At 56.9% G+C, this 25,038-nt stretch carries 23 protein-coding genes; 5 read left to right on the top strand and 18 right to left on the bottom strand.

Annotated features, from left to right (window positions below; genetic code table 11):
- Positions 1-126: 126 nt before the first annotated feature.
- Positions 127-1,005 (top strand): glutamate racemase, encoded by an 879-nt coding sequence (gene murI / locus NW849_RS08330; protein ID WP_414357176.1) that lies wholly within the window; start codon positions 127-129, stop codon positions 1,003-1,005.
- 36 nt (positions 1,006-1,041) lie between these two features.
- Here murI and NW849_RS08325 read toward each other — a convergent pair whose 3' ends face one another.
- Positions 1,042-1,617, bottom strand: a complete 576-nt coding sequence (locus NW849_RS08325; protein WP_414357178.1) for a hypothetical protein — start codon at positions 1,615-1,617, stop codon at positions 1,042-1,044.
- Positions 1,618-2,028: 411 nt separating this feature from the next.
- Here NW849_RS08325 and fba point away from each other — a divergent pair, with 411 nt between their 5' ends.
- On the top strand, positions 2,029-3,108 hold the full coding sequence (fba, locus tag NW849_RS08320) for a class II fructose-bisphosphate aldolase (protein ID WP_011432022.1): 1,080 nt from the start codon (positions 2,029-2,031) through the stop codon (positions 3,106-3,108).
- A 153-nt stretch (positions 3,109-3,261) separates the two neighbouring features.
- On the opposite strand, the gene NW849_RS08315 is transcribed toward fba, so the two are convergent.
- The 9 genes from NW849_RS08315 to cobM form a co-directional block, all read right to left on the bottom strand.
- Complete coding sequence (locus NW849_RS08315) at positions 3,262-3,495, bottom strand: hypothetical protein (RefSeq protein ID WP_414357174.1); 234 nt, start codon at positions 3,493-3,495, stop codon at positions 3,262-3,264.
- Between the two features lie 41 nt (positions 3,496-3,536).
- Complete coding sequence (locus NW849_RS08310; protein ID WP_414357172.1) at positions 3,537-3,743, bottom strand: hypothetical protein; 207 nt, start codon at positions 3,741-3,743, stop codon at positions 3,537-3,539.
- A gap of 168 nt (positions 3,744-3,911) precedes the next feature.
- The gene (locus NW849_RS08305; RefSeq protein WP_414357170.1) at positions 3,912-4,289 is read right to left on the bottom strand and encodes a response regulator; all 378 of its coding nucleotides are present in this window, start codon (positions 4,287-4,289) and stop codon (positions 3,912-3,914) included.
- Positions 4,286-4,663 carry a response regulator gene (locus tag NW849_RS08300; protein WP_414357168.1) on the bottom strand — a complete coding sequence of 126 codons (378 nt, stop codon included), beginning with the start codon at positions 4,661-4,663 and terminating at the stop codon, positions 4,286-4,288. Before NW849_RS08300 ends, NW849_RS08305 begins: the two co-directional genes overlap by 4 nt.
- Positions 4,664-4,761: 98 nt before the next feature.
- The gene (sufU, locus tag NW849_RS08295; protein ID WP_011434254.1) at positions 4,762-5,244 is read right to left on the bottom strand and encodes a Fe-S cluster assembly sulfur transfer protein SufU; all 483 of its coding nucleotides are present in this window, start codon (positions 5,242-5,244) and stop codon (positions 4,762-4,764) included.
- Positions 5,245-5,565: 321 nt separating this feature from the next.
- Positions 5,566-6,744, bottom strand: coding sequence for an NAD(P)/FAD-dependent oxidoreductase (locus tag NW849_RS08290; RefSeq protein WP_414357166.1), 1,179 nt, complete (start codon positions 6,742-6,744; stop codon positions 5,566-5,568).
- Positions 6,741-7,568, bottom strand: coding sequence for a sulfurtransferase (locus NW849_RS08285; protein ID WP_414357164.1), 828 nt, complete (start codon positions 7,566-7,568; stop codon positions 6,741-6,743). Before NW849_RS08285 ends, NW849_RS08290 begins: the two co-directional genes overlap by 4 nt.
- A 38-nt stretch (positions 7,569-7,606) precedes the next feature.
- A complete protein-coding gene (locus NW849_RS08280) occupies positions 7,607-9,691 on the bottom strand; it encodes a tetratricopeptide repeat protein (protein ID WP_414357162.1) in 2,085 nt (694 codons plus the stop codon).
- 183 nt (positions 9,692-9,874) lie between these two features.
- Positions 9,875-10,681 (bottom strand): precorrin-4 C(11)-methyltransferase, encoded by an 807-nt coding sequence (gene cobM / locus NW849_RS08275; RefSeq protein WP_414357160.1) that lies wholly within the window; start codon positions 10,679-10,681, stop codon positions 9,875-9,877.
- A 574-nt stretch (positions 10,682-11,255) separates the two neighbouring features.
- Here cobM and NW849_RS08270 point away from each other — a divergent pair.
- Positions 11,256-12,575: a hypothetical protein gene (locus tag NW849_RS08270; protein ID WP_414357158.1), complete on the top strand. Its 1,320-nt coding sequence runs from the start codon at positions 11,256-11,258 to the stop codon at positions 12,573-12,575.
- 40 nt (positions 12,576-12,615) lie between these two features.
- Here NW849_RS08270 and ispD read toward each other — a convergent pair whose 3' ends face one another.
- The 5 genes from ispD to NW849_RS08245 form a co-directional block, all read right to left on the bottom strand.
- On the bottom strand, positions 12,616-13,323 hold the full coding sequence (gene ispD / locus NW849_RS08265; RefSeq protein ID WP_414357156.1) for a 2-C-methyl-D-erythritol 4-phosphate cytidylyltransferase: 708 nt from the start codon (positions 13,321-13,323) through the stop codon (positions 12,616-12,618).
- A gap of 45 nt (positions 13,324-13,368) precedes the next feature.
- The gene (locus tag NW849_RS08260) at positions 13,369-14,856 is read right to left on the bottom strand and encodes an ammonium transporter (protein WP_414357154.1); all 1,488 of its coding nucleotides are present in this window, start codon (positions 14,854-14,856) and stop codon (positions 13,369-13,371) included.
- A 197-nt stretch (positions 14,857-15,053) separates the two neighbouring features.
- Positions 15,054-16,466 carry an ammonium transporter gene (locus tag NW849_RS08255; protein ID WP_414357151.1) on the bottom strand — a complete coding sequence of 471 codons (1,413 nt, stop codon included), beginning with the start codon at positions 16,464-16,466 and terminating at the stop codon, positions 15,054-15,056.
- Positions 16,467-16,620: 154 nt separating this feature from the next.
- Positions 16,621-16,959: a P-II family nitrogen regulator gene (locus NW849_RS08250; protein ID WP_011430352.1), complete on the bottom strand. Its 339-nt coding sequence runs from the start codon at positions 16,957-16,959 to the stop codon at positions 16,621-16,623.
- Positions 16,960-17,109: 150 nt separating this feature from the next.
- Entirely contained in the window at positions 17,110-18,525 is a 1,416-nt protein-coding gene (locus NW849_RS08245) for an IctB family putative bicarbonate transporter (protein ID WP_414357149.1), read from the bottom strand.
- A gap of 940 nt (positions 18,526-19,465) precedes the next feature.
- Here NW849_RS08245 and NW849_RS08240 point away from each other — a divergent pair.
- Both NW849_RS08240 and holA read left to right on the top strand, forming a co-directional pair.
- On the top strand, positions 19,466-20,365 hold the full coding sequence (locus NW849_RS08240; protein WP_414357146.1) for a M23 family metallopeptidase: 900 nt from the start codon (positions 19,466-19,468) through the stop codon (positions 20,363-20,365).
- Between the two features lie 54 nt (positions 20,366-20,419).
- Positions 20,420-21,487: a DNA polymerase III subunit delta gene (gene holA, locus NW849_RS08235; RefSeq protein WP_414357144.1), complete on the top strand. Its 1,068-nt coding sequence runs from the start codon at positions 20,420-20,422 to the stop codon at positions 21,485-21,487.
- 64 nt (positions 21,488-21,551) lie between these two features.
- Here the strand turns inward: holA and NW849_RS08230 are convergent, their stop codons facing one another.
- The 3 genes from NW849_RS08230 to NW849_RS08220 form a co-directional block, all read right to left on the bottom strand.
- On the bottom strand, positions 21,552-22,163 hold the full coding sequence (locus NW849_RS08230) for a heme-copper oxidase subunit III (RefSeq protein WP_011434242.1): 612 nt from the start codon (positions 22,161-22,163) through the stop codon (positions 21,552-21,554).
- A gap of 118 nt (positions 22,164-22,281) precedes the next feature.
- On the bottom strand, positions 22,282-23,988 hold the full coding sequence (gene ctaD / locus NW849_RS08225; protein ID WP_414357141.1) for a cytochrome c oxidase subunit I: 1,707 nt from the start codon (positions 23,986-23,988) through the stop codon (positions 22,282-22,284).
- Positions 23,989-24,065: 77 nt separating this feature from the next.
- Positions 24,066-25,037, bottom strand: coding sequence for a cytochrome c oxidase subunit II (locus NW849_RS08220; RefSeq protein ID WP_414357138.1), 972 nt, complete (start codon positions 25,035-25,037; stop codon positions 24,066-24,068).
- Position 25,038: the final 1 nt, after the last annotated feature.

Genomic DNA, 25,038 nt, shown 5'->3' with positions numbered 1-25,038 from the left:
CTGATCGAATTGACGATCCAGTTGGCCCAGTTGATCTCAGAGGGAAGGCAGGGAATCTGTCGCCGAGATTCTCGAAAGCAGGGTAGGATACAGCAGCTTAGGCCAAGGTGTTGAGGAGAACGGAGCATGCAGTGGGAGTGGAAATCAGAGCCAGATCCCAGTTGGCCAATTGGGGTGTTTGACAGCGGCTTGGGCGGGCTGACGGTTTGGCGAGCCTTACGCCGCCGGCTCCCCCAGGAACGGCTCATCTACTTCGGCGACACAGCGCGGTTGCCCTATGGGGAACGCTCGCCAGAGGAGATCCTGGCCTTTGTGCGGCAAATTCTGACATGGATGCAGGCACAGCCGGTGAAGCTGGTGGTGATGGCCTGCAATACCAGCTCGGCCTTGGCTCTGGACCACGTGCGGCAGGAGTTTGCCCTGCCCGTTCTGGGGTTGATCCTACCCGGCGCCCAGGCAGCACTGGCCCAAGGATCCCGCATTGGGGTGCTCGCCACGGTGGCCACGGTCAAGAGTCGCGCTTACTCAAGAGCCATTCAAGAGTACAGCGCTCTGGATCCCAAACGCTTTCCGCACCCTGTTCATTGTTGGGAGCAAGCCTGCCCTGAGTTCGTCCCTCTCATTGAAGCCGGATGGCTGGATAGCCCTGCTCTGCGACAGGCGGCTGAACGCTACCTGCAACCGCTGTTGCAACAGGGGATCGATACTCTTGTCTATGGCTGTACTCACTACCCCCTGCTGGATCCAATCCTGAAGCCTTTGCTGCCCCCCTCGGTCAAACGAGTGGATCCGGGGATGGCGCTGGTGGGATCCCTGGCCCGCGAATTGAGCTTATGGGGCTTGCGCCGCCCCTCGACCGCTGCCCAGGAGGAACCCCACCGTTTCTGTGTGAGCGGGGATCCAGAGCGATTTGCCCAGTTGGCCACTCCTTGGTTGGGCTTTCGGCCCCAGGTAGAACGGGTGGAATTGCCGGCTTTGGATGTCAGCAACTCCCTCCGCCCCTGAGCGCCCTTCTCCTCGGGGATAAAGATTGGGGGCCCCTCAACGGGTCATCACCTGCAAGGGGAAGCGCTCCGCCAGCTCCCCCTCCACTTTGGGAAGCCATTCCTCTTGGAACACCCACACCTGCCCCTGCTGCACGCGGCCATCGGGGTTTTGCGTCAGCTCCAGCCAATACACGAATTGGTTTCCCCGCAGCACCACCCCTTGGATGGCAAGGGCCAAGGTATAGCCCGGACTGCTTGCCAGAGCTTCTGGGGACGGGTAGCGAATCACCTCCACCGCCTGATCCAGATCGGCGGCGATCTCCGGCCCATAAACGTCGCGAATGGCTTGAAAGAGGTCTTCTGCCGTCAGTCCTTGGGGGCGAAAGAACGTCATCCGCTCCGAGCGAATCGTCTCCCGATCCAGCGGGTTGATGATCCGTCCTGGCGGAGCCACCGAAGCCAAGAACGTAAAACGGGATCTATCCGGCTCCACTCGGTTGATGTTCAGGGTTTCGCCCGGACGGGGCCGCAGCACAGGATTGTCCCTCACCCAGGCTGCCGCTTGATCCGGAGATTGCCCGGGGATCCCCCAAGCTGCCGACCGAAGGCCCGCCACTGCCCAGCAGGCCATTGCCAAACCGGTTCCTCGCACCCAGCGCAGCCTTTTGCCCCAGCAGGACAGAGCCCTTGTTGGCTTTGCACCCAAGACCGGCCAGCGATCGCAACGCACGTTCCCATTCCTCCGGGCAAACAACACAAAAACACCACAGTAGAATTAGAGAGACTAAGAGATAAATTGAGCGGGCATGGGCAGATCCATCCTCGATGCAAGCGCCCAACAGTCTTGCCCTTCCCCACTGTATCTGAAGATGTCGGTGCGCCTGTTGCGCCTGAGCGCGAGCATCACGGCCAATAGCTGCAAGGATCCCTCGGCAAGATACGCAGATCCCCGGCGGCTTATCCGCCAAAACGTAAAAAGTATCTTAAGATCAACGGTAAGCAAATCTCATACGCACTAGGTCAGCACCTCAGGAGGTAACCGATGGCTCTCGTTGCAATGCGGACGCTGCTGGATCATGCCGCCGAACATGGCTACGGCATTCCTGCCTTCAACGTCAACAACATGGAGCAGATCCAAGCAATCATGCAGGCAGCCCATGAAACCAACAGCCCCGTTATCCTGCAAGCCTCTCGAGGGGCACGCAAGTATGCGGGCGAGAACTTTCTGCGGCACCTGATCCTGGCGGCAGTGGAGACCTACCCCCACATCCCCGTCGCCATGCACCAAGACCACGGCAATAGCCCGGCTACCTGCTATTCCGCCATCCGCAACGGCTTCACCAGCGTCATGATGGATGGATCCCTCAAGGAAGATGCCAAGACCCCGGCCAGCTACGAGTACAACGTGGCCGTGACCTCCGAGGTGGTGAAAGTGGCTCATGCAATCGGGGTGAGTGTGGAAGGGGAACTGGGCTGCCTGGGATCCCTGGAAACGGGCCGTGGGGAAGCGGAAGATGGCCACGGCGCGGAAGAGGCGCTCAGCCATGACCAACTCCTCACCGACCCCGACCAAGCGGTGGACTTTGTGGAGCGAACTCAGGTGGATGCGCTGGCCGTAGCCATTGGTACCAGCCATGGCGCCTACAAGTTCTCCCGGAAGCCCACTGGTGACATCCTCGACATGGAGCGCATTGCTGAGATCCACCGCCGCCTGCCCAACACGCACCTGGTGATGCACGGTTCCTCCTCGGTGCCCAAGGAGCTGATCGACATCATCAACGAATACGGCGGCTCCATTCCCGAGACTTACGGTGTGCCGCTGGAAGAAATTCAGCGGGGCATCCAAAATGGAGTGCGCAAAGTAAACATCGACACCGACAACCGCCTGGCCATCACAGCTGCCGTGCGCCGCGCTCTGGCCGAGAATCCGAAAGAGTTTGACCCCCGCCACTTCCTCAAGCCTTCCATCAAGGAAATGCAAAAAGTCTGCGCCGAGCGCTACATTGCCTTCGGCTGTGCTGGCCATGGCACCAAAGTTCCGGTGGTTACCTTGGATGAGATGGCAGCCAAGTATGCTTCTGGAGCTTTGGCGGCTCAGGTGAAGAAGACCGTTGCAGTCTAGTCCCCACATCCTGCAAGAACTCTGGAATGCTTGCCGGGGCGCTTCCAGGGTTTTCCTTGGAGATCAGCTAGGTCACTGGACTCAGATTGGACAAATAAGGGGATCCAGCGGGGATCCCCTTTTGCTTTGGAGGAACTTGATGCGTTTTGGGGGTCAGGCAGCTTTTGCCGCAGAACGTTTTTCCGTCTCAATTTGATGGTTCAGCAACGCCAAGCTTAGGCAGTCCAACAGTTCCAGGTCAGCCTCAGAGTAACGCTGCCGAAAGAGCAGCTCGTTGATGAGGTTCTCTTGACTTAGGCTGAGAAAACTGCTGCGGAACACCTGTTCCACGATTTCTTGGATGCTGGAGGGCGGAGCAACAAGGAGAGAGTCAAGATCTGTATTCATGGCTGGTTCTGTTTGAGAGATGGTTTTTGACAGAGGAGAGATTACTTTTGCCGAGGGATGAGGTAGCACTGCTCGATGCGCTGTAGGAAGAAGGGAGGAACTCCGGCCTGAGGCTCGTTCTCAGAAGAGACATCCTTCTGCCACTTGAGGGAAACTCCCAGCAGCGCTCCCAAAGAGAAGCTCTCGCTCAATAGGGCCGCTATGCGGTAAGTACGGTAGTCCAGCGTTGGATCCACACCGGCTTGCATCTGTGTTCCTCCGTATTTCTAACGCTCACGCGCCCATCATAGCTTGGAGATCAGGGAAAATACAGAGAAACACCGAAGACTTACCTAGGCAATTTGTACGTTTCTTCTACGCGATTTGGCGGATATCGGCGGGATCCCAGGGGTCTTTGGGGCAGGTTCAGGGTTGAGTCAGGGATCCCAGCCCAGCAGAGCGGAGATTTCCGCAGCCGGGGTGGCCGCGTTGAAGGGTTTGCTGATGAAGCCATTGGCTCCAAGCTGAGCAAGAGAGGCATCCTGGGGATCCCGGACTTTGGCGGTTAGAAGGATCACGGGGATCCTTTGGGTTTCCGGCAAAGCTCGTAAATGGGCCAAGGTGGTGGGGCCATCCATCCCCGGCATCGTCACATCCAGCAGGATGGCCTCGGGTTGCTCTCGGATAGCGATTTGGATCCCTTCTGGGCCGGATCCCGCCGTTAAGATCTGCCAGCCGACCAAGTTTTCCAGGATCAGTTGGGTCATTTCCCAAATATCGGGTTCGTCGTCGATGATCAGCAGACGATGGGTCATGTTGTTTCAGCCAAGAGTTGGTGTACCCGTTCTTGGAGTTCTGTCGGACTGATGCGCCCTTTGACGTAGATTTCGGTAACTTGAGATTGCCAGCGGATACGCTCTGGGTGCTCCACATCGCGGGCCGTGTAGATCAAGACGGGAATGGGCTTGGCGGGAGGATTCCTGTTCAGCCAATCCAGCAGGGCAAACCCCTCGTCGCCAACCAGTTCCAAATCCAGAATGATGAGATCCGGTCGTGAGGCTTGGCAGTGACTGATGGCACCGGGAACCGAAGCAACCACCACAAACTCTGTATTCTCTCGCTCCAGCAACAGGCTGAGAACATAAGCAAGACTGGGATCATCCTCAACGATCAACACCTGCTGCGACATCGTTTGCTCCTGGGCAGAGCTGGGAAACCAACAATCTGCGCAAGCCTTGAAAGGCTTTTGCCCAGGGTAGCGAGGGAGAAGGGTAAAACTGGGGAAAGTTAGTCGGTGTTTTCGTTGCTCACAAAGGCCGACCCATTGGCCTGGGGTTCGGGCGATTCCAGCGCGTATTTGAGCGCATGCCAGGCCAGGTTGGCGCATTTGATGCGTACTGGAAATTGGGCTACCCCTTTCATGGCGTTCAAAGCCCGTTGCTCCCGCGGGAACTCTTCGCCACCGCGCATCATGGCTTGGAAGCGCTCCACCAACTGCAGAGCTTCGGGGATGGTGCGCCCCCGCACCGCATCCGCCATGAGATCGGCAGAAGCCAGGGCAATGGCACAGCCTGCCCCCTCGAATTTGATATCGACAATCCGCTCCTGGCTGGGATCCAGTTGCAAGGTGAGGTCGATGGTGTCGCCGCAGGAGGGGTTGTGGCCGCGCTGGTGGCGGTGGACGGGATCCACTCTGCCGAAGTTGTGGGGCTTTTTGTATCGCTCCAGAATGACTTGCTGATAGAGTCCGCGCAGGTTATCGAGAGGCATTGTTGCTCCTGATTGGTCGCTGCTCTGGCCGGTCGGCAAAGGTCGGTAAAACGAATCAAGAGTTTTGGGCGGGCTGAAGGGTAGTGCAGTCACTCCAAAAATTAAGTTTGAAACATGCTCTCTGGCGCTCTGCGTCAACCCTCGCTACTGCTTGCCCTACAAGGAGAGAGGGGAGTTAGAGCACTGCTTCGCTGCGATTTGGAATGTTGTGCCCCCTTGCTGCTGGGAACAGCCATAACCTAGACATTCAGAATTTCTGGGAAGCAAGCCCAACTCGACCCATCCGGTCTTGATCTTAACCCCGTTCTTGGCAGGGTTGGGTCAGTAGAAAAACTCCTGCCAGCGCACGGGCTTGAGTTTACACATGTACAGCCAATCAAAAAAGTTCTTCAGCACCGTGGCTGCATAGCCGCGCCAGACCAGCCCGCCTTTCTCAGCAACAGCAACGCGGTTCCCCACCGTTACACAAACAAAAACCGTGGCCTGCGGTCGGTAGGGGATCAGAGGTTGGCCGCGGATAAGCCGCAGCAGGTTTTGGGCTGCAATCGGCCCCTGGCGCACCGCGTACACGCCGATCTTGGGCAAGAGGCGGGATCCCCAAACAAAGTCAGCGCAGTCCCCCACCGCCAGGATGCGCTCTGAGCCTTGCACCCGCAGGTATTGATCCACAAGCAGGGATCCCGTCGGCCCTGTCGGCAAGCCGCAGGTGCTCAACCAGGCCGGCGCCTGGAAGCCACCTGCCCACAGGCGAGTCTGAGCCATCAACTCGGTGCCATCCGAGAGCCACACCTGCTCCGGCCCAAAGGCTTTCACCTGACATCCGGCCCAGATTTCCACCCCCAAGCGGCGGATTTCTCTTTCCACAGCCCGGCGGAAGTGTTCTGAGAAACCCTCCACCAGATGGGCCTGGCGATGGATCAGGATCAGCCGGGCTTGAGCTAAGGGGATCCCTGTTTCTGCGCTCATTTCCCGGCAAAGATCGTAGAGTTCCCCCATCAGCTCTGTGCCGGTACAGCCTCCCCCTGCCACCACAAAGGTCAACAGACCCGGCGTCGGATCCCCCTGGGCAGCCCGTTGCCAGCACTGCCGGATCCAAGTTCGGGCGGCCACCAATTGTTCTGCCGGTCGAATGGTGAAGGCATGTTGGATCCCATCAATGGTGCGCAACTCCCGGCCCACATTCACCAACAGATAGTCGTAGGCCAGAGTTTGGATCCCGGCTTCACTCTCCAGGGTCAGGGTTCGAGCTTCGGGTTGGATGTGGGTGACTCGCCCCGGCAAAAACTGGGCGCCGTTGGCTTGAATATGCTCCAGCAAAGGGATCCGCACCAGCTCTAGAGAAAACCGACCGCTCAGCAGCCGTGTGGACATGCCCGAATTGACACTGTAGGGATAGGGGTTGATGGCGATCACCCGTGCCTGCCCTTGGAGGGCCCGCAAGGTGTCGATGGCCCCATAGCCACATCCGGCCAAGATTACGGTGGGCAGGGATCCCCTCATGGCTGGAGCGGGAACTCCTGGGGATCCCCGGCCGCCCATTCCAGGATGGAACCGGAATAGCTTTTGGCCTGCCGGCCCACGTGGGTTAAAACCACCGTGACCCAAGCGGAGCGAACCCCAGCTGTGCAGTAGGCAATGATCTCGGCTTCTGGAGGGATCCCGGCTTTTTGCAGGCGGGCGTGAATTGCAGCGGGCGGCAATAGGGATCCCGCCGCATCCATCAGCTCCTTGTAGTAGAGATGCACAGCGCCGGGGATGTGTCCACCGCGCGCCTCACCATAGGGGGTGGCTCCCTTGTATTCTTGGGCTTCGCGACTGTCGAGGATGGCCACACGGTCGGAGCCAAGGCTGGCCCGCAGAGTGTCCCGGTCGATCTCCCACCGGTCGGTTCGCTGCACTACAAAGTCGCCCCGTTGCGGTTCGTCGGCGCTTTGTCGGGTTGTGGTCAGCACTCCCTCCTTCACCAGGGCCGGATAGCCCCCGTCCACCATGACTGCCTGGGGATGACCCAAGCTGCGCAACATCCAAACGATCCAGCCATCTTCTCCCCAGCCCTGTAGCGGATCGGCAGCAACTACCACCGGACGCCCCTGAAACACGCCAAGGCCCTGCAGCTTTTCGGTGAGAAGGGCATCATCTGCCAACAGCTTGCCGCTGTTGGCAGCCTCTGGTTGAGTAAACTCCGTCCAGTTCACCGGAATTGAACCCTTCAGGATCCCGTCGGCTTGCAATTCCGCACTGCGTGCATCCAGAAGCGTTGCCCCTTGTTGGATGAGCTGGATGGCGGTTGCAGGGCTGACCACCCAACCTGGCGTTGGTGTCATGGGTTGAGAGAACCTTAACTGGAAGATCCTATCCCACCTTACGGGACGAGTAGGCCGGTATGGGCCTCTTCCATCTGTTTGGAGAGAAGCCGTTGCAGGCTCACTCTGGCTTCGGAGAAGTTGGGAGCGATTTCCAAAGCCGAGCGAAAGTGTTCAATGGCCTGCTCCAGCTTGCCTTGGCGGGCAAGGATGGATCCCAGACGATAGTGAGCTGCTCCATAGCTGCCATTGCTGCGAATGGCCCGTCGATAGCTGGCCTCCGCCGAGGTTAGATCCCCCTTGATGCGCGCCACTTCGCCCAGGCCAAAGTGAGCTTCCGGCAACTCTGAATCTCCTTCGAGGGCCTGTTCAAACTGCTGCATAGCCTGCTGCAACTGTTGAGGCTGGATGAACTTGCGCCCAGAGGCATCCCGTTGTTTGGGGCCCAGGTAGGCTAGGCCAATGGCGGCCATCGCTTCGTGCAGATCGGGGGCCAGCTCCAAAGCCCGCCGGTAGTTCTTCACAGCTTCGCTGTATTGCTCTTGGCTTGCCAACACCAGGCCCAAGCCGTAGTAGGCGCGAGCCTGCTGTCTTTTGAACTGGCCATTGAAGACCACCTGGCTGAACTCCTGGCTAGCTTGAGCCAGATGGCCTGCATGTACCATTGCCAAACCCAGATCCACCCGCACAGCGGCTGCCAACTCAGGACTGAGATCCAGGCTGAGGGCAGTTCGGAAGGCTGCTATTGCCGCTTTTAACTGACCTTTGCGCATCAGCGCTTGTCCCATCACGGCGTGGCCCAGGCCCAGGCGATCATTCAACTCCAAAGCAGCCCAACAGGAATCGATGGCCTCGTCCCATTGCCCCAGCTTGAGGCGAATTTGAGCAACGCAAAGATGGGCCTCGCTGAAGTGGGGATCCAGCCCCAGGGCCTTTTGTTGCTGAGCTAACGCTTCTGCCCAGTTGCCCTTCTCTGCCCAGGCTTGGCCGAGCAGGCTGAAGATCTCGGCTTGAGCGGATCCCTGGGTGAGGGGCAGCGCTTCGGGCAAATGGATCAAGACTTCATCCGGCTGATGCTGGGCCAACCACTGCCGCGCCAGGGCCTTCAGGGTTTCCACCAGGTGGGTGTTGATGCCGCTCAAGTTCGGGTTCAGGCGTTTGGCCTGTTGGTAGTGGCTCAATGCCTCCTGCAGTCGGTTGGTTTTCGCCAACAGATGGGCCAGCTCAACGTGGGCCTCGACATGATTCGGCTGTTGCCGCACGGCCTCCCGAAACCGCTCCACCGCCTCAGGCATTGGATTGGCCTGTAAAAAGGACAGCCCTTCTGTAAAGGGATCCTGGGATCCCTCTTCTCGCTCAAGGGTGTCATCGACACGCCGACCTTTCCACCCCAGCCAGCCCCCCCCTGCGGCCAAGATCAACAGCGGGATCCCCAGCCCCAGCGATCTGGCTCGGGCAGGAACATCGGCTTGCCCAAAAGAGCGCACCACCAACCCAGCCCCCAGCAGGAGAGACAAAGCCAGAGCTCCCCCCAAGAAGGGCCTTAGAGCAGGCCTGTGCAACCATTGATCAAGTGTCGGAAAGTTGGCCAGAACGTCGATAGGAGAACTGGGGCGAGCAGTTGTAGGCAGAGGGGTCGGGATCCCGTCTTGGGAAGGGGCATGGCCAACCGAGGCCTGGCTTGGAGCCGCTTCTGGCCAGCGCTCTTTCTGAATTTTGGGAACCGGTGCCCCCAGAGTTTTAACTTTGCGAAAATCGGAGTTGTGGTCGGGATCCACAACAGGTTTTTGGGCCTCCAGCACCTTGATCTCAGAAATCTTGGTGCCCGGTAATACAATCTGCGTGGCATCGGCACTGCTTTCCCCAGAGGACAAGTAGAAGACTTTTTTCCACTGCGGCTGTGTTTCCCCCTGAAGCCGACCGTACACCACCAGTTGGCTAACTCCCTGCACAGGCAAGCCCCCCAATTGGCTGGCAACTCGATGCAACACCATAGAGCGGCTAAACATCCCCTGCCGTGGGAGATCCACCATGAGGTAAAGGACATCTTGCTTCAGGGCCGAACGGGTTGGCAGGGGGGCAAGGGCCTTCTGCAGAGCCTTGATCAGGGTTTCCACGCTGCGAGCGGCAGATGAGTCAGCCATAAGGTTAGAGCTCATAAAGTTAAAGGGTGAAAAAGTAGTCTTGCAACAACTCCAATTCAAAAGGGCTCCACTTCTCTCGGCAAAGCTGAGTACCTTGTGGCCAGAAGTCAAGGCCTCTGACTTCATCTCGCTGCCTCATTGTGCTCAATCTGCCGGAGTCCGTCAATATACTGAAAGAGCCTGTTACAAACGGGGCTGCTGGCCCATTTTGCGACGGAAAAGGTGGGTGTGGTCAGGGCTGTAGAGCCGCGAGCGGGCAGATCTGGAGCTTGACAAGCCTTTCAAGGCAGGGCTGACGAGATAGAGCACTGTGCGTTCTAAGTCGGCTTGCCGGGTGAGGGCGGCCATCTCGGCCAGGGATCCCAGCCAGATCTGTTCGTCCGGCCAACCCAAGCGATAACAAACGGCAACCGGGGTATCGGCGGGGTAGTGAGCCAGCAGATCTGCCTGCGCTTGTTCTACGTGGCGGGCGCTCAGATATAGACACAAAGAGGCGCGGTGGGCTGCCAGACTGGCCAGGGCTTCTGCTTCCGGTACCTGGGTGCGACCGCTGGCGCGGGTGAGGATAATCGTCTGTACCAACTTGGGTATGGTCAACTCCACCTGCAAACGGGCGGCTGCCAATTGAAAGGCGCTTACTCCTGGCACGATCTCAAAAGGGATCCCTGCCTCCGCCAGCCGGATCAGCAGCTCGTGCAGAGCGCCGTAAAGGCAGGGATCCCCATCCTGCAGCCGCACCACCCGCCGCCCCGCCTTGACCCGTTCCACAATTTGCGGCAGCAGCGTTTCCAGCGTGAAGGAGCGGGTGTCAATGGCCTCAACCCCAGGGCGACAATGGGCCAGCACTCCCTCTGGCACCAAAGAACCTGTGTAGAACACTACATCGGCTTCCGCCAGCAGTCTTTGCCCCCGCAGGGTAATCAGCTCCGGATCCCCGGGGCCGGCGCCGACAATGTGGACGGGCCAATAGGGCACAGTCTGTTCGCTCATTCGGTCTCTTCCTACCCCAGCAGCGTGCATCCTAGCAGCAGGGAACCACTTCAGAGAGGATAGAGCTAATCACTCCGTCCATGAGGGGATTCGAAGGTCTCTTTTTTTGAAGATCCCTTTTCTAAAGTCTTTACAAACAAGTCTTGACAAAAAACAAGTCTTGACAAATAAGAAGAGTATCAATCAGCTTAGAGTACAGACTTTGGAACTGCGCTTCAATGGCGATGCCGACATCTGGGTTTGGAGACCACAGCCCGCTGACGCGAGCAAAGCGGTTAATCACTCTGAACCTCTGGCAAAGCCCTAGGGCAGCCTTGAAAGCTGTCAGGGTCAAGAAAATGACTTTAGACCTAAATCTCTCGGTAAAGCGCAACGAAGTGCAATGCGAGACTTCTAGAAAGCTCACCTGAAAGCTCAAGCTAAGAACATGGAAGTCCAAGGTAGGCATTTGTATTCGATCTTAAGGTACGTTCGGAAAGACTATTATCCCTACGTTGTTTTACCCCAGCCGATTGCTCTCCTCCTGAGGGGGCCAGATCTCCCACCTCGCCCGCCGGAGCCTGAGCCGCCGCAGATGCCTGCCCGTCCGCTGGAGCCTGAGCCGCCACAGATGCCGGAGCGCCCAACGGAACCTGAACTACCTCGAATGCCGGAACGCCCTGTTAGGCCAAATCTACCCGAGCTACCCCAGCCTTTGATGGGCAAGCTGCAATCGGCATGGGCAACTGGTGCTGGTGTTGCTGTGCTCATTACCTTGATTATTGCGGAGGCTCCAGAATTGGTTGTTTTAGCAGGTATTGTCGGTATTGCAGCGCTAGCACGTTTTCTCTACGAATCATGGACATACGAGAAGCGAAAAGAAAAATATGAGAGAGAAAGAGCAGAAAAAATATGGAAACATGAAGAAGCTCTGCGTTGCTGGGAAGCGGAATGCAAAGCCCTTGAACAAGCCCACCAGGAAAAACTGAATAAATATTACGAAGAGGTTTGTTTGTGGCAAGTAAGATGTGAAGAGATCCGGAGAGTTCATCAACAGAAATATGAGGAAGTTCTGCGACGGTGGGAAGCAAAATGTGAAGCTCTTATACAAGCTTACCAAGAAAGATTGAGAGAACATCAAGAGGCCCTCCGGCAGTGGGAAGCAGAGCGCGAAGATCTAAAAAAAATCCATGAAGAAAACCTGAGGAGGTACCAAGAGATCGACCTGCGCCGGTGGCAGGAAGAGTGTACGTCCATCAGAAGAAGGCATTGGGAGAAATATCAGGAAGCTCTACGGCAGTGGGAAGCAGAGTGCGAAGCCATTGAAAGAGAACACCGAGATCAGGCTATGGAGCTTATTGCTAATCAAAGGGTCCAGTATCCTGATACAGTTTCTGATGCTCGCTGCGGAAGATTTGATAACTTCCTTCGAAATGCTTTGATGAGACAATTGGAAAGTCTAGAGAGAGATAGCTTTAAAGTTACTCTGCTTCCAGAGAGGTCAGCTGTTAGCATAGAGCAGTCTAGTGTCCGGTGCTATACCCCTGATATCGCAATGCAGGTATCTAGAGATGGAAAAAGATCACTCGTTTTACTCATTGACATTGAAATTGATGAGCCATGGTTTCTTGAAGGTAATCTGTGTAGGCCAGCCCATACTGTGAATGATCCTAAGCAAAGTAAGCGTGATGCCTATCTAGCGGATAGAGGCTGGGTTGTAGTTCGGTTCTCAGAACGGCAAGTTTATGAAGAAAGTGAAAAGTGCATTAATCTCATCTTTTGCTTGGTTTCAGGTGTCTTGGGTGCATTAGATTCTAAACAGCCAGACTTATCATTTTCATTTCCAACGAACCACAAGAGATGGGGTGATCAAAGTGCTCTTAGTGAACCTAGATTTCCTCCTTCCTACTTTTAATTCCCAAGGTTGAGACTGGCCCTACCGGGATTGAATTGAGCTAACGCGCTGGTCCGAGACGCTGCTGCAGGATTTGTGCGGCCAGCAACACATCCAGGGGGGTGGTTAGCTTCAAATTGGTCTCCTCCCCTTCCACGATGTAAACCGACCAACCCAGCTTCTCAAACAGAGCTGCGTCATCGGTCACTTGCCAACCCTGGGCCAGAGCCTCCCGATGGGCTTGCCATAGCATCGACAGGCGAAACCCCTGCGGCGTTTGCGCTGCCCACAGCCGGCTGCGTTCTGGGGTTGACTGAATTTGGATCCCTTTTGGGCCTGCCTCAGCGACTTTAATCGTGTCCTTGACAGGGATCCCCGCGATGAGACCATCCACCTGCTGCAGAGCGGCACTGCAGCGATCGAACAACTCAGGGGTAGCCAGGCAGCGGGCCCCATCGTGAATCAGCACCCGTTCCACCGTCCCCCACCCATAGAGATACTCAACCCCCTTGCAAACCGACTCCTGCCGCGTCGCCCCCCCTTGTAAAAGCTGCACCGGCGTGGACAGATCCATTGCCGCCAGGATCTGCTCGATGGCCGGCCAATCGCCGGGTTGGGAGAGAATGCCGATCCACTCGATGGAGCTGGCTCGATCCGCAGCCTGCAACGTCCAAGCCAAAATCGGCTGACCCAAGAGCGGCAGCAACAGCTTATTGACCGCAGCTCCCATTCGCTTGCCGCTGCCAGCCGCCGGGATCAGAAGGTGCATGGGATCCAGAAGTGCATCCAACCGGATCCCAGTGTACTGCTCAACTCAACCTTCCAACTCTCCCGAAGCAGTGACAAAGTCAGGGTAGGCAATGTTGCCGTGCTCGCCAATATCCAAGCCGGCCAACTCTTCTTCTGCCGAGACGCGCAGACCGATGGTGCCCTTCAAAATCAAAAACAAAGCCAGACAACAGATAAAAGACCATCCTCCCAGGGCAATAACCCCCAGAATCTGTACCGGCAACACCGCCCAAGTCACCCCCGCTTCCGCATGGGCAAACCACGGGATCCCTGCAGCAATGACCCCCCAAGCGCCGCACACCCCATGTACCGACACCGCCCCCACCGGGTCATCCACCTTCAAGGTGCCCTCGATAAACAGCACCGACAACACCACCAACACCCCGGCCACCGAGCCGATAAGGATTGCCCCCAAAGGATGAACAGTGTTGCAAGGAGCAGTAATGCCCACCAGCCCCGCCAGTGTCCCATTGGCTGCAAACGTCATGTCCGGCTTGGTAAAAATGGCCCAGGAAGTACAGAGAGCGCCGATGGCTCCTGCCGCCCCGGCCAAATAGGTATTGAAAGCAATCCAGCCAATATCAGGAATCGCTGCCGTTGTAGAGCCGGCATTAAAGCCAATCCAGCCCAGCCACAGGATCAACGCCCCCAACATGCCCAAGGGTAAGCTATGCCCGGGAATAGCCCGCGGCTCCCCATTGGGACCATACTTGCCCAAGCGCGGCCCCAACACCAAAGTTCCCGCAAAAGCTGCAGCCCCACCCACCAAGTGCACCACCCCCGACCCGGCAAAGTCAATGTAGCCCAGGTTTTCCAGCCAGCCGGCTGTACCACCGTTGTAGTCGGCAAACAGGCCATTCCAGGCCCAGCCCCCGGAAATCGGGTAGATCGCCCCAGAGATGACGATGGAGTAAATCAAATAAGCCAAAAAGCGGGTGCGTTCCGCCATTGCCCCGGAGACAATGGTGGCAGCGGTGGCGGCAAACACCAGTTGGAAACAGAAGAACGTGAAAGGCCAAGCATCGTTTTGACTGCCGGCTTCAGCTCCCTGTTGCCAGTTGAAAAAAAACCAGTTGGTGCCCAAAAAACCGGCCACATGGGATCCGAACATCAGCCCAAACCCCAAAAACCAAAAAGCGCAGGCCCCGAAGCAGAAGTCCATCAGGTTCTTCAGGACAATGTTGGTAGCATTTTTAGCCCGCGTGAAGCCCGCCTCCACCATGGCAAAGCCCGCCTGCATGAAAAACACCAGCGCCCCGGCCACCGTTGTCCAGACGATGTCGGCATGGTATTGCTGAGTTTTCAGTAAGGTTTGTAGCTCAGCCCAAGCCTCGGGTGGGAGAGCCTGTTCCAGAGCCGTGAGATCCGTCTGGGCCAGAGCAGGCGGGGCAACCAAACTTCCCAACCCCAGCAAAGCTCCAACCCCCAGCAGGACTTTCCCCTCTGTCCTCAAACCCAAAAGGATCCCCTGCCGAAGACGAGAGAAAACAGTCTCACCTATCTGACTTTTCATCTCGATTCCAAGTCCCACACCTCGATTTTGAGCTATTTCTCCCCTCCTACCCGTAACCACCTACACCAATGCCACCAAATACATCAGCAAGCCATAAAAGAGAGGGCCAGCCCTGACCCTCCCTTTTGATGCTCATTTGATGCTCAGTTCAGCAATGCTCCGATCCGGCAACCCCAGGTCAGACCGAGCACAACGGCTCAAGATTGCTCCGAATCGGTGGCAGCAGTAACGAAGTCGGGGTAGGCCACGTTGCCATGCTCGCCCACATCCAAACCGGCGATCTCTTCCTCGGCGCTGGTGCGCAGGCCGGTTACAGCCTTGAGGATAAAGAACAGGATCAAGCAGGTAATAAAGGGCCAGAGAAAGTAGGCCAGAGCGCCCACCACTTGTACCCCAAATTGGGCCCAGGTGACCTCTTCAGCATAGTTGGCATTGGCAAAGAAGGGGATCCCTGCTGCCAACACCCCCCAGATACCACAGGTGCCGTGTACCGAAATCGCGCCCACCGGGTCATCAATTTTCAGCACCGTATCCAGGATCACCACCGAAATCACCACCAGAATCCCGGCCACCGAGCCGATGATCAGAGCACCCAAAGGATGGACGCTATCGCAAGGGGCAGTGATCCCCACCAAGCCGGCCAGGACACCGTTGGCGGCAAAGGTCATATCCGGCTTGCCAAAATGAACCCAAGAGGTGAACATCGCCCCAATTGCTCCAGCCGAAGCTGCCAGCAGCGTATTCATGGCAATCCAGCCAATATCGACAGAGGCTGCAGTGGTGGAACCGGCATTAAACCCGATCCAGCCCAAGGCGAGGATAAACACCCCCAACATCCCCAGCGGCAGGTTGTGGCCGGGAATAGCCCGCGGCTCTCCATTGGGGCCGTACTTGCCAATGCGAGGGCCAAGCGCGATCGCACCTGCCAAGGCCGCAGCGCCCCCTACCAAATGCACCACCCCCGACCCGGCGTAGTCGATGTAGCCCAGATTTTCCAGCCAGCCGGCTGTGCCGCCGTTGTAGTCGCCGAACAGCCCGTTCCAGGCCCAACCCCCAGAGATGGGGTAGATTAGCCCAGAAATAACGATGGAGTAGATCAAGTAGGCCAAGAACTTGGTGCGCTCTGCCATCGCTCCGGAAACAATGGTGGCGGCGGTAGCGGCAAACACCATCTGGAAGACAAAGAAAGTAAAGGGCCAGCCATCTGCCTCGTAAGCCTGCTGCCAGCCAAAAGCAAACCAGTCAGTGCCGAAGAAGCCAGCACTTTTGCCGAACATGAGGCCAAACCCGATGAACCAGAAGGCGCAACAGCCCATGCAGAAGTCCATCAAGTTCTTCATCATGATGTTGGCGGCATTCTTGGCGCGGGTAAAGCCCGTCTCCACCATGGCGAACCCTGCCTGCATGAAGAACACCAAGGCCGCCGACACGATCGTCCAAACAACGTCAGCGTGTTTCTGAACTTCCTCGGCCTCTTGAGCAAAGGCAGTTCCCTGGCCGAATAGAAAAACCAGCGCAGCCATTAGAGCGGCAGTCAGACTCCACTTGGCCGGTCGCCAAAGCCACTGGGGCACCTGGCTCTTGAGCTTTTGGATCATTGTCGTACTCATGCTTTTCGACTCACCTAAAGTGACAGTACTTCTCGCAACACATTACCCGAAAAGTAGGGCAAGAACACCTCATCAGATATACAGCAAAAGAGACATGAAGCAAACTCACACGAGGCTCAGGCCGGGCAACCCAAACCCTGAACGTGATCCCTTCTCATAGGGCATCTTGGTTGAGCTCGCCAGTTCGGATGCGGATGGTTTTTTCGACGGGGCTGATGAAAATCTTGCCATCCCCGATTTCGCCGGTGCGAGCCGCTGCAATCAGCTTCTCCACCACCGTATCCACCAGGTCATCTTCAACCACGATCTCCACTTTCAGCTTTTGTAGGAACTCTACCGTGTACTCGGATCCCCGATAACGCTCGGTTTGTCCCTTTTGGCGACCAAAGCCCCGCACTTCACTTACAGTCATGCCGACAATTCCGGCATTGACCAAAGCAATTTTGACCTCATCCAACTTGAATGGCCGGATTACGGCCTCGATTTTTTTCATTTGCCTCCTGCACCCCGGACAATTCCGCTAATTTCTAACACTACTGACACCTGCAAATTGTAAAAACAGATACATTTTTATCTCCTACTGAAGATGCTTACCACTCTGGATTTGCTCCCGTCAAGACCGGAAGGCCAAGCTTAAGCTACCTTAACGGGAGGAAGTCCCCACTGGCGTCTCACCAGCATCTGTAAGCGGCTGAGGGCTGAGAGAGGCCAAGCTGGCTGTAATAAGCGCTACCGCAAGCCACCACAGCATTTGTACCTGGGGACGATACCAGATGGTATCCACCAAGCCGTGGGCCATCATGCCGGTGCAAGCGGCCAAGCCTGCTGCCACCCATAGACCCTGCGGATCCCGCAAGTTGAGCAAAGTTTTCCAGCATCTCCAGCCGTGATCCCAGAGCACCAAGAGGAACCAGGCGAAAGTTAAGGAGCCGATGAAGCCAGTCTCCACGGTGAGCTGCAGAGGCACCGAATAGGCTCCGAGGGCGCTGAAGTTGCCTCGTTGGTAAAGGGGGTAGACGCGGTTAAAGGCGACATTGCCGGGGCCGATCCCCAAGATGGGAAAGTCGCGGATCATGTCCAAGACCGCCGCCCAGACGTTGATCCGAAAGTTGTTGCTGGTGTCTAGCCGCCCCCAAAAAAGGCTCTGCACCCGCAGCCGCAGAGGGCGTACCGTCAGGATTCCGAGCAACAAAGCGGCCCCCCCTCCACTCAACAGAACCGGCAAGGCCCAACGCCGCCAACGAGCCGGCAAATCGATAGAGTGCCACTGCGCCAACAACACGGCCATCAGGGTCAGCATAGCCAGCCCCCCAATCCAGGCACCGCGACTGTAGGTGAGCAACAGGCAAATCAGGTTCACCGCCGTCGTAAACCCGGCCAGGAGTTTCGCTCCCCAACTGGGCCAAATCCAAGTGGCGGCCAGCCCCAGGGGAATGACCGGGATCAAGTAGCCCCCGTACAGATTTGGGTTGCGCAGATAGCTGTACACCCGCGTCAGACCTGCCAAGCCCGACTCCGGATCCACCCAGGTGGCCAGTTCTGCTGCCCCATAAAAGTATTGCCGCAGGCCGTAGACCCCCATCACCAAGCTGACCAAAAGCAGGGATCCCACAATCCCATCTCGGAATTGGGGTTTGCGCAGCAGACGATGCAACAACAGATAACCAGCCAGGTAGAGAGTCAACTTCAGCCAGCCATCCCGCGCTGCGTAGGGAACCGGAGAGAGAATCGTCGCCAAGGTGGCAATTCCCCAGAAAAGGACCAGGGGCAGATGCAGCGGCAGCCCAATCGGCGTTTCCACCAAAGTGCCCAGGCCCACCAGAGCGGCCATAGCCAGCAAAATCAGGCCCAGGATGCCGGTGGAGCTTTGCGCAGAGAAAACCCAGTAAAGCAGTACCAGCCCCAGGCCGATGCGGTCGGAAGTCTGCACCAATACGCTGCTTTTCCCCCAACTCTGCAGGGATCCCAATAGACGACCCAAAAGGCTTCCCTGCCACCAAGCCTTGATGGGAAAATCGCGCAGCAGAAAACCGTGCCACCGTTGCGTTGCTCGTTCCATAACCCTCCGGAGCCTGTTGGGCACAAGTTCATACGCCCCAAGTCACCTTCCGATTGCGTCGGTGGGACGAAGTTCTAGCTTATATCCCCAGAGGCAAAGAGACAACGAAGAAGAGCGCAACTTCTTATCGCGCCAGCCGGACAAAGTACCCCTCAACAAAAACAAAGAACCGGCTGACTCACAAGACTCTACAAGAAAAGGCATCGAAGAGTTATCAAAGTTGGGTTTTCAATCTTAAGAACAAGTCTCTGTAAAAAGCAAAGAAGAACAGCAGGAAAAACTACAAAAAGCTCTATCTCAATCTTCAATCAAATGTTGGATTGCCGCAATCGAAGATCTCCTGACCTACCACAGACCGATTCTCAAAAGATTCTTCAGGCAACACAGGCTAACACTTGACCTTGAGATCCTCTTTCACCTTCGGCATTAGGAGAAGGGATTTGATCGCCTAAGCGGGATCCAGACCAACCTTCCTTGGCTCTAACTGCGTTCTGGGAATTGGAGTTGGAATAGTGAATCTGAATACGAGTAGGACGGCCCAGACCCAGGGCGGATCCCATGCAACGGGCTAAGATTTGCACCTTAAACTCAAACTCGCCAATGCCATCCATAATCTTTAACCCTGCAGTCTCTGCTCCTAATTCAACTGTAGGAGAAGGTCTACGAAACCTCTTCAGTGGGAATACAGAACTTTTTGAGCTGCGGAGACTTCTGGATTATGAAAGTTATGTAAAGATGCCTTTGTTTTCGCCAGACAGGGCGAGTACTTGACCTATTCTTAAACAACTTGAGTCAAGCTGGGCTCGGTATCTTCACTTGGACTGACTCCCTCCACCAAGTTGAGCAGGGATCCCAGCCAAATCGCTTAGACAAGGTGAGCTGGCTTACGCAAAATGAAGTATGGGGAAAATACGGATGAGGTGGGAAGGGGTGAGGATGAATGTCGAGACAAAGATCCGAGATAAAGATCATCTTGGGCTTGGGCTGTGGGATCTGTCTGGGAGCGCTCTCTGCTGAGGCCAGTACTCTCCAGGTGCAGGTGAGCCCTCCCGATCCCCCTTTGGGGTACACCGTTTCTGTGCAAATCACAGCCGCACCGGAAACTTTGCTTGGGGATTGGCCTAGGGTCAGCCTAATCCATCCCGATGGCACACAAGCCCACTACCCAGCTTTCCAGATAGCGGCCAACCGTTGGCGGGCGTTGATCCCCACTACCCCTTTGGATGCTCCTGGAGCTCGCCAGATTCAGATCCAAGGGTTTATCCAAGATGCCATCCCACCTCCCTTGCAACTGTCTTTGCAACCGCGAGAGTTCCCCGTTCAAAGGATTCGCCTACCGGCGGGGGCCAGCGTCTGGGCCACAGAGGTGGAATGGACTAAGGTAGAGGCTTTTCGGCAGCACATCAGCCCGGAGAAGTACTGGCAAGGGTATTTTCACCGTCCAGCCCAAGGCCCGGTTACCACTGCGTTTGGGGTGCGCCGCTACTACAACGGCCAGTTTGCGGAAGATTATTATCATCGCGGTATTGACTATGCAGGCCCTGTGGGGGCAGTGGTGGTGGCTCCCGCAGCCGGTTGGGTTAGGCTGGTGGGCTACGAATCGGAAGGCTTTCGCGTTCACGGGAATACCATCGGCATCGATCACGGCCAAGGAGTGACCAGCTTGTTGCTGCATTTGAGCCGCATCGATGTGCGAGAGGGAGAGTGGGTGGAAGCCGGCCAGCCGGTTGGGGCCATTGGGGCTACGGGAACGGCTACGGGGCCCCACTTGCATTGGGGGCTATTTGTCCACAACCATTCGGTGGATCCCGTGCCATGGCTGCATTTGGCTATTGAGTAGATTGTGAATAAATGGAGATCTCCGCTGGGAGATTGGGGATCAATCGGTCGAAGCGTGCCCGTTTACCTGTACTGGGGGGATGATACCTATCGCCTGATGCAGGCGGTACAGCAGTTGCGGGATCAAGTGCTGGATCCCCACTGGGCAGCTTTTAACTACGATCGCCTGCCGCCGGAATCCACGATTGCCGGGCTCAACCAAGCCATGACCCCGCCGCTGGGATCCACCGCCCGCTTGGTTTGGCTGGAAGAGACGACGCTCACCCACCATTGCTCGGAAGATCTGTGGGAAGAAGTGGAGCGAACCTTGGCCCAGTTACCCCCTACCACCCATCTGCTCTTGACCACCAGCAGCAAACCGGATGGGCGCCTGAAATCCACCAAAATCCTCAAAAAAACGGCCATTGTCCGCGAGTTTTCGCAACTGGCCCCTTGGGATGAGGAGGGCATTCTCCAGCAGGTGCAGCGGGAAGCTGAACAACGGGATCTGGCCCTCAGCCCGGCAGCCGCCCAGAAATTGGCCGAGGCGGTGGGCAATGACTCCCGTCGCTTGGCGATGGAATTGGAAAAGCTGGCCCTGTTTACGGCAGGTCAACAGGATCCCATTTCTCCTGAACAAGTCGAGGCGTTAGTTCCCGCCAGCGCCTACAACAGCTTTCAATTGGCGGGATCCCTGCGCAAAGGAAACCTAGAGCAAGCCCTGCACATCTTGACCCATCTTCTGGATCAAAACGAGCCGGCTCTGAAGGTTCTGGCGGTGTTGGTGGGCCAATTTCGCACCTGGCTATGGGTGCGGCTGCTGCTGGATCAGGGAGAACGGGATCCCAAGGTCATCGCCCAGAAAGCAGAAATCGGGAATCCCAATCGGGTTTACTTTCTGCAAAAAGAGGTGGGATCCCTGGAAAGCTCAGCTCTGCTAAGGGTGATGCAGCAACTTTTGCAACTGGAATACCAGCTCAAGCAAGGTCAGCCAGAGCGAGAGGTGTTTCAAGAGGCGCTGATCCAGATTGTGGCCTTTCTCCAGAAAGGCTCATCTTCCCGCAGCCGCTCTCAGACCTCAGCCGCCGCTCTTCTTGGGGAGAGGGGAACCATTGGCCCAGCGAGCCGCTCCACTGCCACTTGAGGTAACCATGGGGCAGAGCTGAAATGGCTCTACGGGTTGCTGCCAAAATGGCTTCGAGACAACCTCAGAGCAAATAGAGCAAGATAAACAACACGATCCAAACCCCATCCACAAAGTGCCAGTAGATCTCAGCAGCTTCGACGCCAAAATGATGTTGAGCGCTGTAGTGGCCGGGTTTAAAGGAGCGCCAGAGCACCGCCAGAATAAACAGCAACCCTGCCATCACGTGGAGACCATGAAACCCCGTTAAAACATAGAAGGTGCTGGCAAACAAATTGGTGGTGAGGCCAAACTCCAGGTTGCTGTACTCATAGAGTTGCCCTGCCAGGAAAACCGCCCCCATCAGCGCTGTGAGGGCAAACCACAGCCGCAGACCCCTGACATCATCGGCCTTGATGGCCGACCCAGCTTTGTGAATGACGAAGCTGCTGGAGAGCAAAATCACCGTGTTGATCCCAGGCAAAAGCAATTCCCGCTCTGGGGTTCCCTCCGGCGGCCACACCGGGGCGGTGAGGCTATAGGCCAGGTAGGCCATGAACAGCCCTAGGAAAAGACAGCCTTCTGCCACCAAAAACATCAAGATGCCAAAGACGCGATGATCTGGGTGCTCAGCATGGGCAGTGTGGGCCCTTGAGTGGCCAACCATCAGCGTTTCAGAGGCAAGGGATCCTTGCATATTCCTTTCCACCTAAATTCCTGAATTCCTGAGACTTCTTGAGGCTGTACAAGCAGCCCAGCCAAGACTGGAATACCCAGTGAGCAGGGGATCAGCCGCCCACCGGGCATCCGGCCTGCTAAGAAGAAGTAGGCTCCGCTTCCGCCAGTGCCAGCTCCCGCACGCTCTGCAACTGAGCAGCAAAGTAGTCCAGCGTCTCTTTGCTGTGCAAGCCGTAGTCGTAGGGGCCAGTTAGCAGAATGGGATCCCCATAGAAGTTGTGATGGGGCGGGGGAGAAGAAGTTGTCCACTCCAGTGTCAGGGCCTGCCAAGGATTATCCCCAGCTTTTGGCCCGGCCACCCAGGAGTAGATGGCGTTAACCAAAAAGGGCAGGGTGGAAATGGCCAGAACAAAGGCCCCCACCGAGCTGATCCAGTTGAGGTCGGCAAATTGGGGATCGTACTGGGCCACCCGGCGGGGCATCCCCATCAGGCCCAGCTTGTGCATCGGCAAGAAGCACATGTTAAAGCCGACAAAGGTCAACACAAAGTGCACCCGTCCCCAAAACTCGTTCAGCAGCCGCCCCGTCATCTTGGGGAACCAGTGGTAGATGCCGGCATAGATCCCAAAGACGCTGCCGCCAAACAACACGTAGTGTAGGTGGGCCACCACAAAGTAGGTGTCGTGAACGTGGATATCCAGAGGCACCGAGGCGAGGATAATCCCGCTCAAGCCGCCGATCACAAACATCGAGACAAAACCCATGCCAAACAGCATGGCCGAGCGGAAGTGGATTTTGCCGCCCCACAAAGTGGCCAGCCAGCTAAACACCTTGATCCCAGTGGGAACGGCAATGGCCATGGTGGCGATCATGAAGAACACCCGCATCCAGTCAGGGGTGCCACTAGTGAACATGTGGTGAGCCCAGACGATCAACCCCAAAAAGCAGATGGCCAAGCTGGAGTAGGCGATGGCCTTGTAGGCAAAGATGGGCTTGCGGGCATGCACCGGCAAAATCTCCGAGATCATGCCAAAGACCGGCAAGATCATGATGTACACCGCCGGGTGGGAGTAGAACCAGAACATGTGCTGGTACACCACCGGATCCCCGCCGCCGCTGGGGTTAAAAAAGGCCGTGCCTGCCAAGAGGTCAAAGCTAAGCAAAATCAATGCACCGGCCAAAACCGGTGTTGCAATGAGGGTGAGAACAGAGGCTGCCAGCATGGCCCAACAAAACAGGGGCATGTCTTCCATCTTCATGCCGGGCATGCGCATCTTCAGAATGGTGGTGATGAAGTTAACCGCCGCCAGGATGGAAGAGGTTCCTGCCAACAAAATGCTCAGGATCCAGAGTTCTTCCCCCACCTTGCCGCTGAGCAAGCTGAGGGGGGGGTAGGAAGTCCAGCCGGCAGCCGGAGCCTCTATGAACAGGCTGGCCAAAAGCAGGATCCCTGTGGGCGGAACCAGCCAAAAGGCCACTGCATTCAGCTTGGGAAAGGCCATATCCCGCGCCCCGATCATCAGCGGTACCAGGTAGTTGCCAAAGCCCCCCACCAAAGCAGGCACGATCCACAAAAAGATCATGATCGTGGCGTGCAGGGTAAAGGCACCGTTGTACCGCTCAAAGCCGAGAAAATCGGCCTCTGGAGTAGCCAGCTCTGCCCGTACTGCCGTCGCCAGCGCCCCTCCCACTAAGTAGAAGAAAAAGGTGGTCACCAAGTACTGGATCCCGATGACCTTGTGATCGGTGGAGAAGGTAAAGAAGCGCCACCAAGGCTCAGCAGGAAGTTCAAGTTCAACCTTCGGTGCAGTAACAAGTCTCGGATTGTCTTGTAGCTGGGTCATTGCCAAAAAGCTCCCGTGTCGCGTCGGCGGAATGGTGTTCTCAAAAGCGCAGGCCAAAGGGATGTTGGGGATCCCAGCTAGCCTGCGGAAGGAAGGGATCCAGAATGGGACTGGAGAGACTTCAAATCTGAGGGGGAGACGCCCAAACGCTGGTGGTGGACATGGGCAAAGGCAGACTCGGCCTCAGGGGAGCCTGGCCGAGGAGAGGGATGGACTGGCGAGAAATCTGAAACGAGGGCCAAGGTGCTGCCCTCGCCACGGGCGGCCAAAACTTGCTCCTGCTGCCAGCGCTCGAAGTCTTCCGGCGTATCCACAAACAATTGCCCTGCCATCACCCCATGATAGGGGCCGCACAGCTCTGCGCAGATGATGGGGTACTGCCCCAGTTGAGTGGGCACAAACTCCAGGTGGGTCTCTCGGCCCGGGATCACATCCTGCTTGAGGCGAAACTGCGGCACCCAGAAGGCATGGTTCACATCCAGAGCCGTCATATCCAAGCGCACCCGCTTGTTCAGAGGAAGGTGCAGCTCGCTGGCCACCAGGCCGGAATCCGGGTAGGTGAACATCCAAGCATATTGCATGCCCTGCACTTGGACGACCAGATCCGGCTGGCCCATTTCCTTCCCGGGTAGCACTACAGGGGTATAAGCGTAGCCGGGATCCCCCGCCTCAGCTTCGTGGGAAGACTCCATCGCCATGGCTGCGTGGATGTGCCCGCCGACATCAGCACCCCCGTAGATGGCCTGGTAAACATCCAAGCTGGCCAAGCCTAACCAAAGAATGATCACCGCCGGCACCGCCGTCCACACGATCTCCAACAGCACGTTGCCGTGACTGGGATCCCCGTCGCCTTGGTCACTCCGTCGCTTGCGGTAGCGGACAATACAGTAGAGAAGCACTCCCTGTACCACCAAAAAGATCCCTGTGGCAATGGTTATGGTGCTGTTAAAGAGGCTGTCGAACAAGGGGGCTGATTCGGCAGCAGATTCGGGAAGCAGATGGTGGTTTTGCCCGTACCAAAGGCTGGCAAGGGTCAGGAGGATCCCCATA

The sequence above is a fragment of the Synechococcus sp. R55.3 genome (assembly GCF_047461975.1).
Classification (GTDB): domain Bacteria; phylum Cyanobacteriota; class Cyanobacteriia; order Thermostichales; family Thermostichaceae; genus Thermostichus.
Note: the sequence above shows the minus strand (reverse complement) of the source record. Positions and strands in the feature narration are given on the sequence as shown.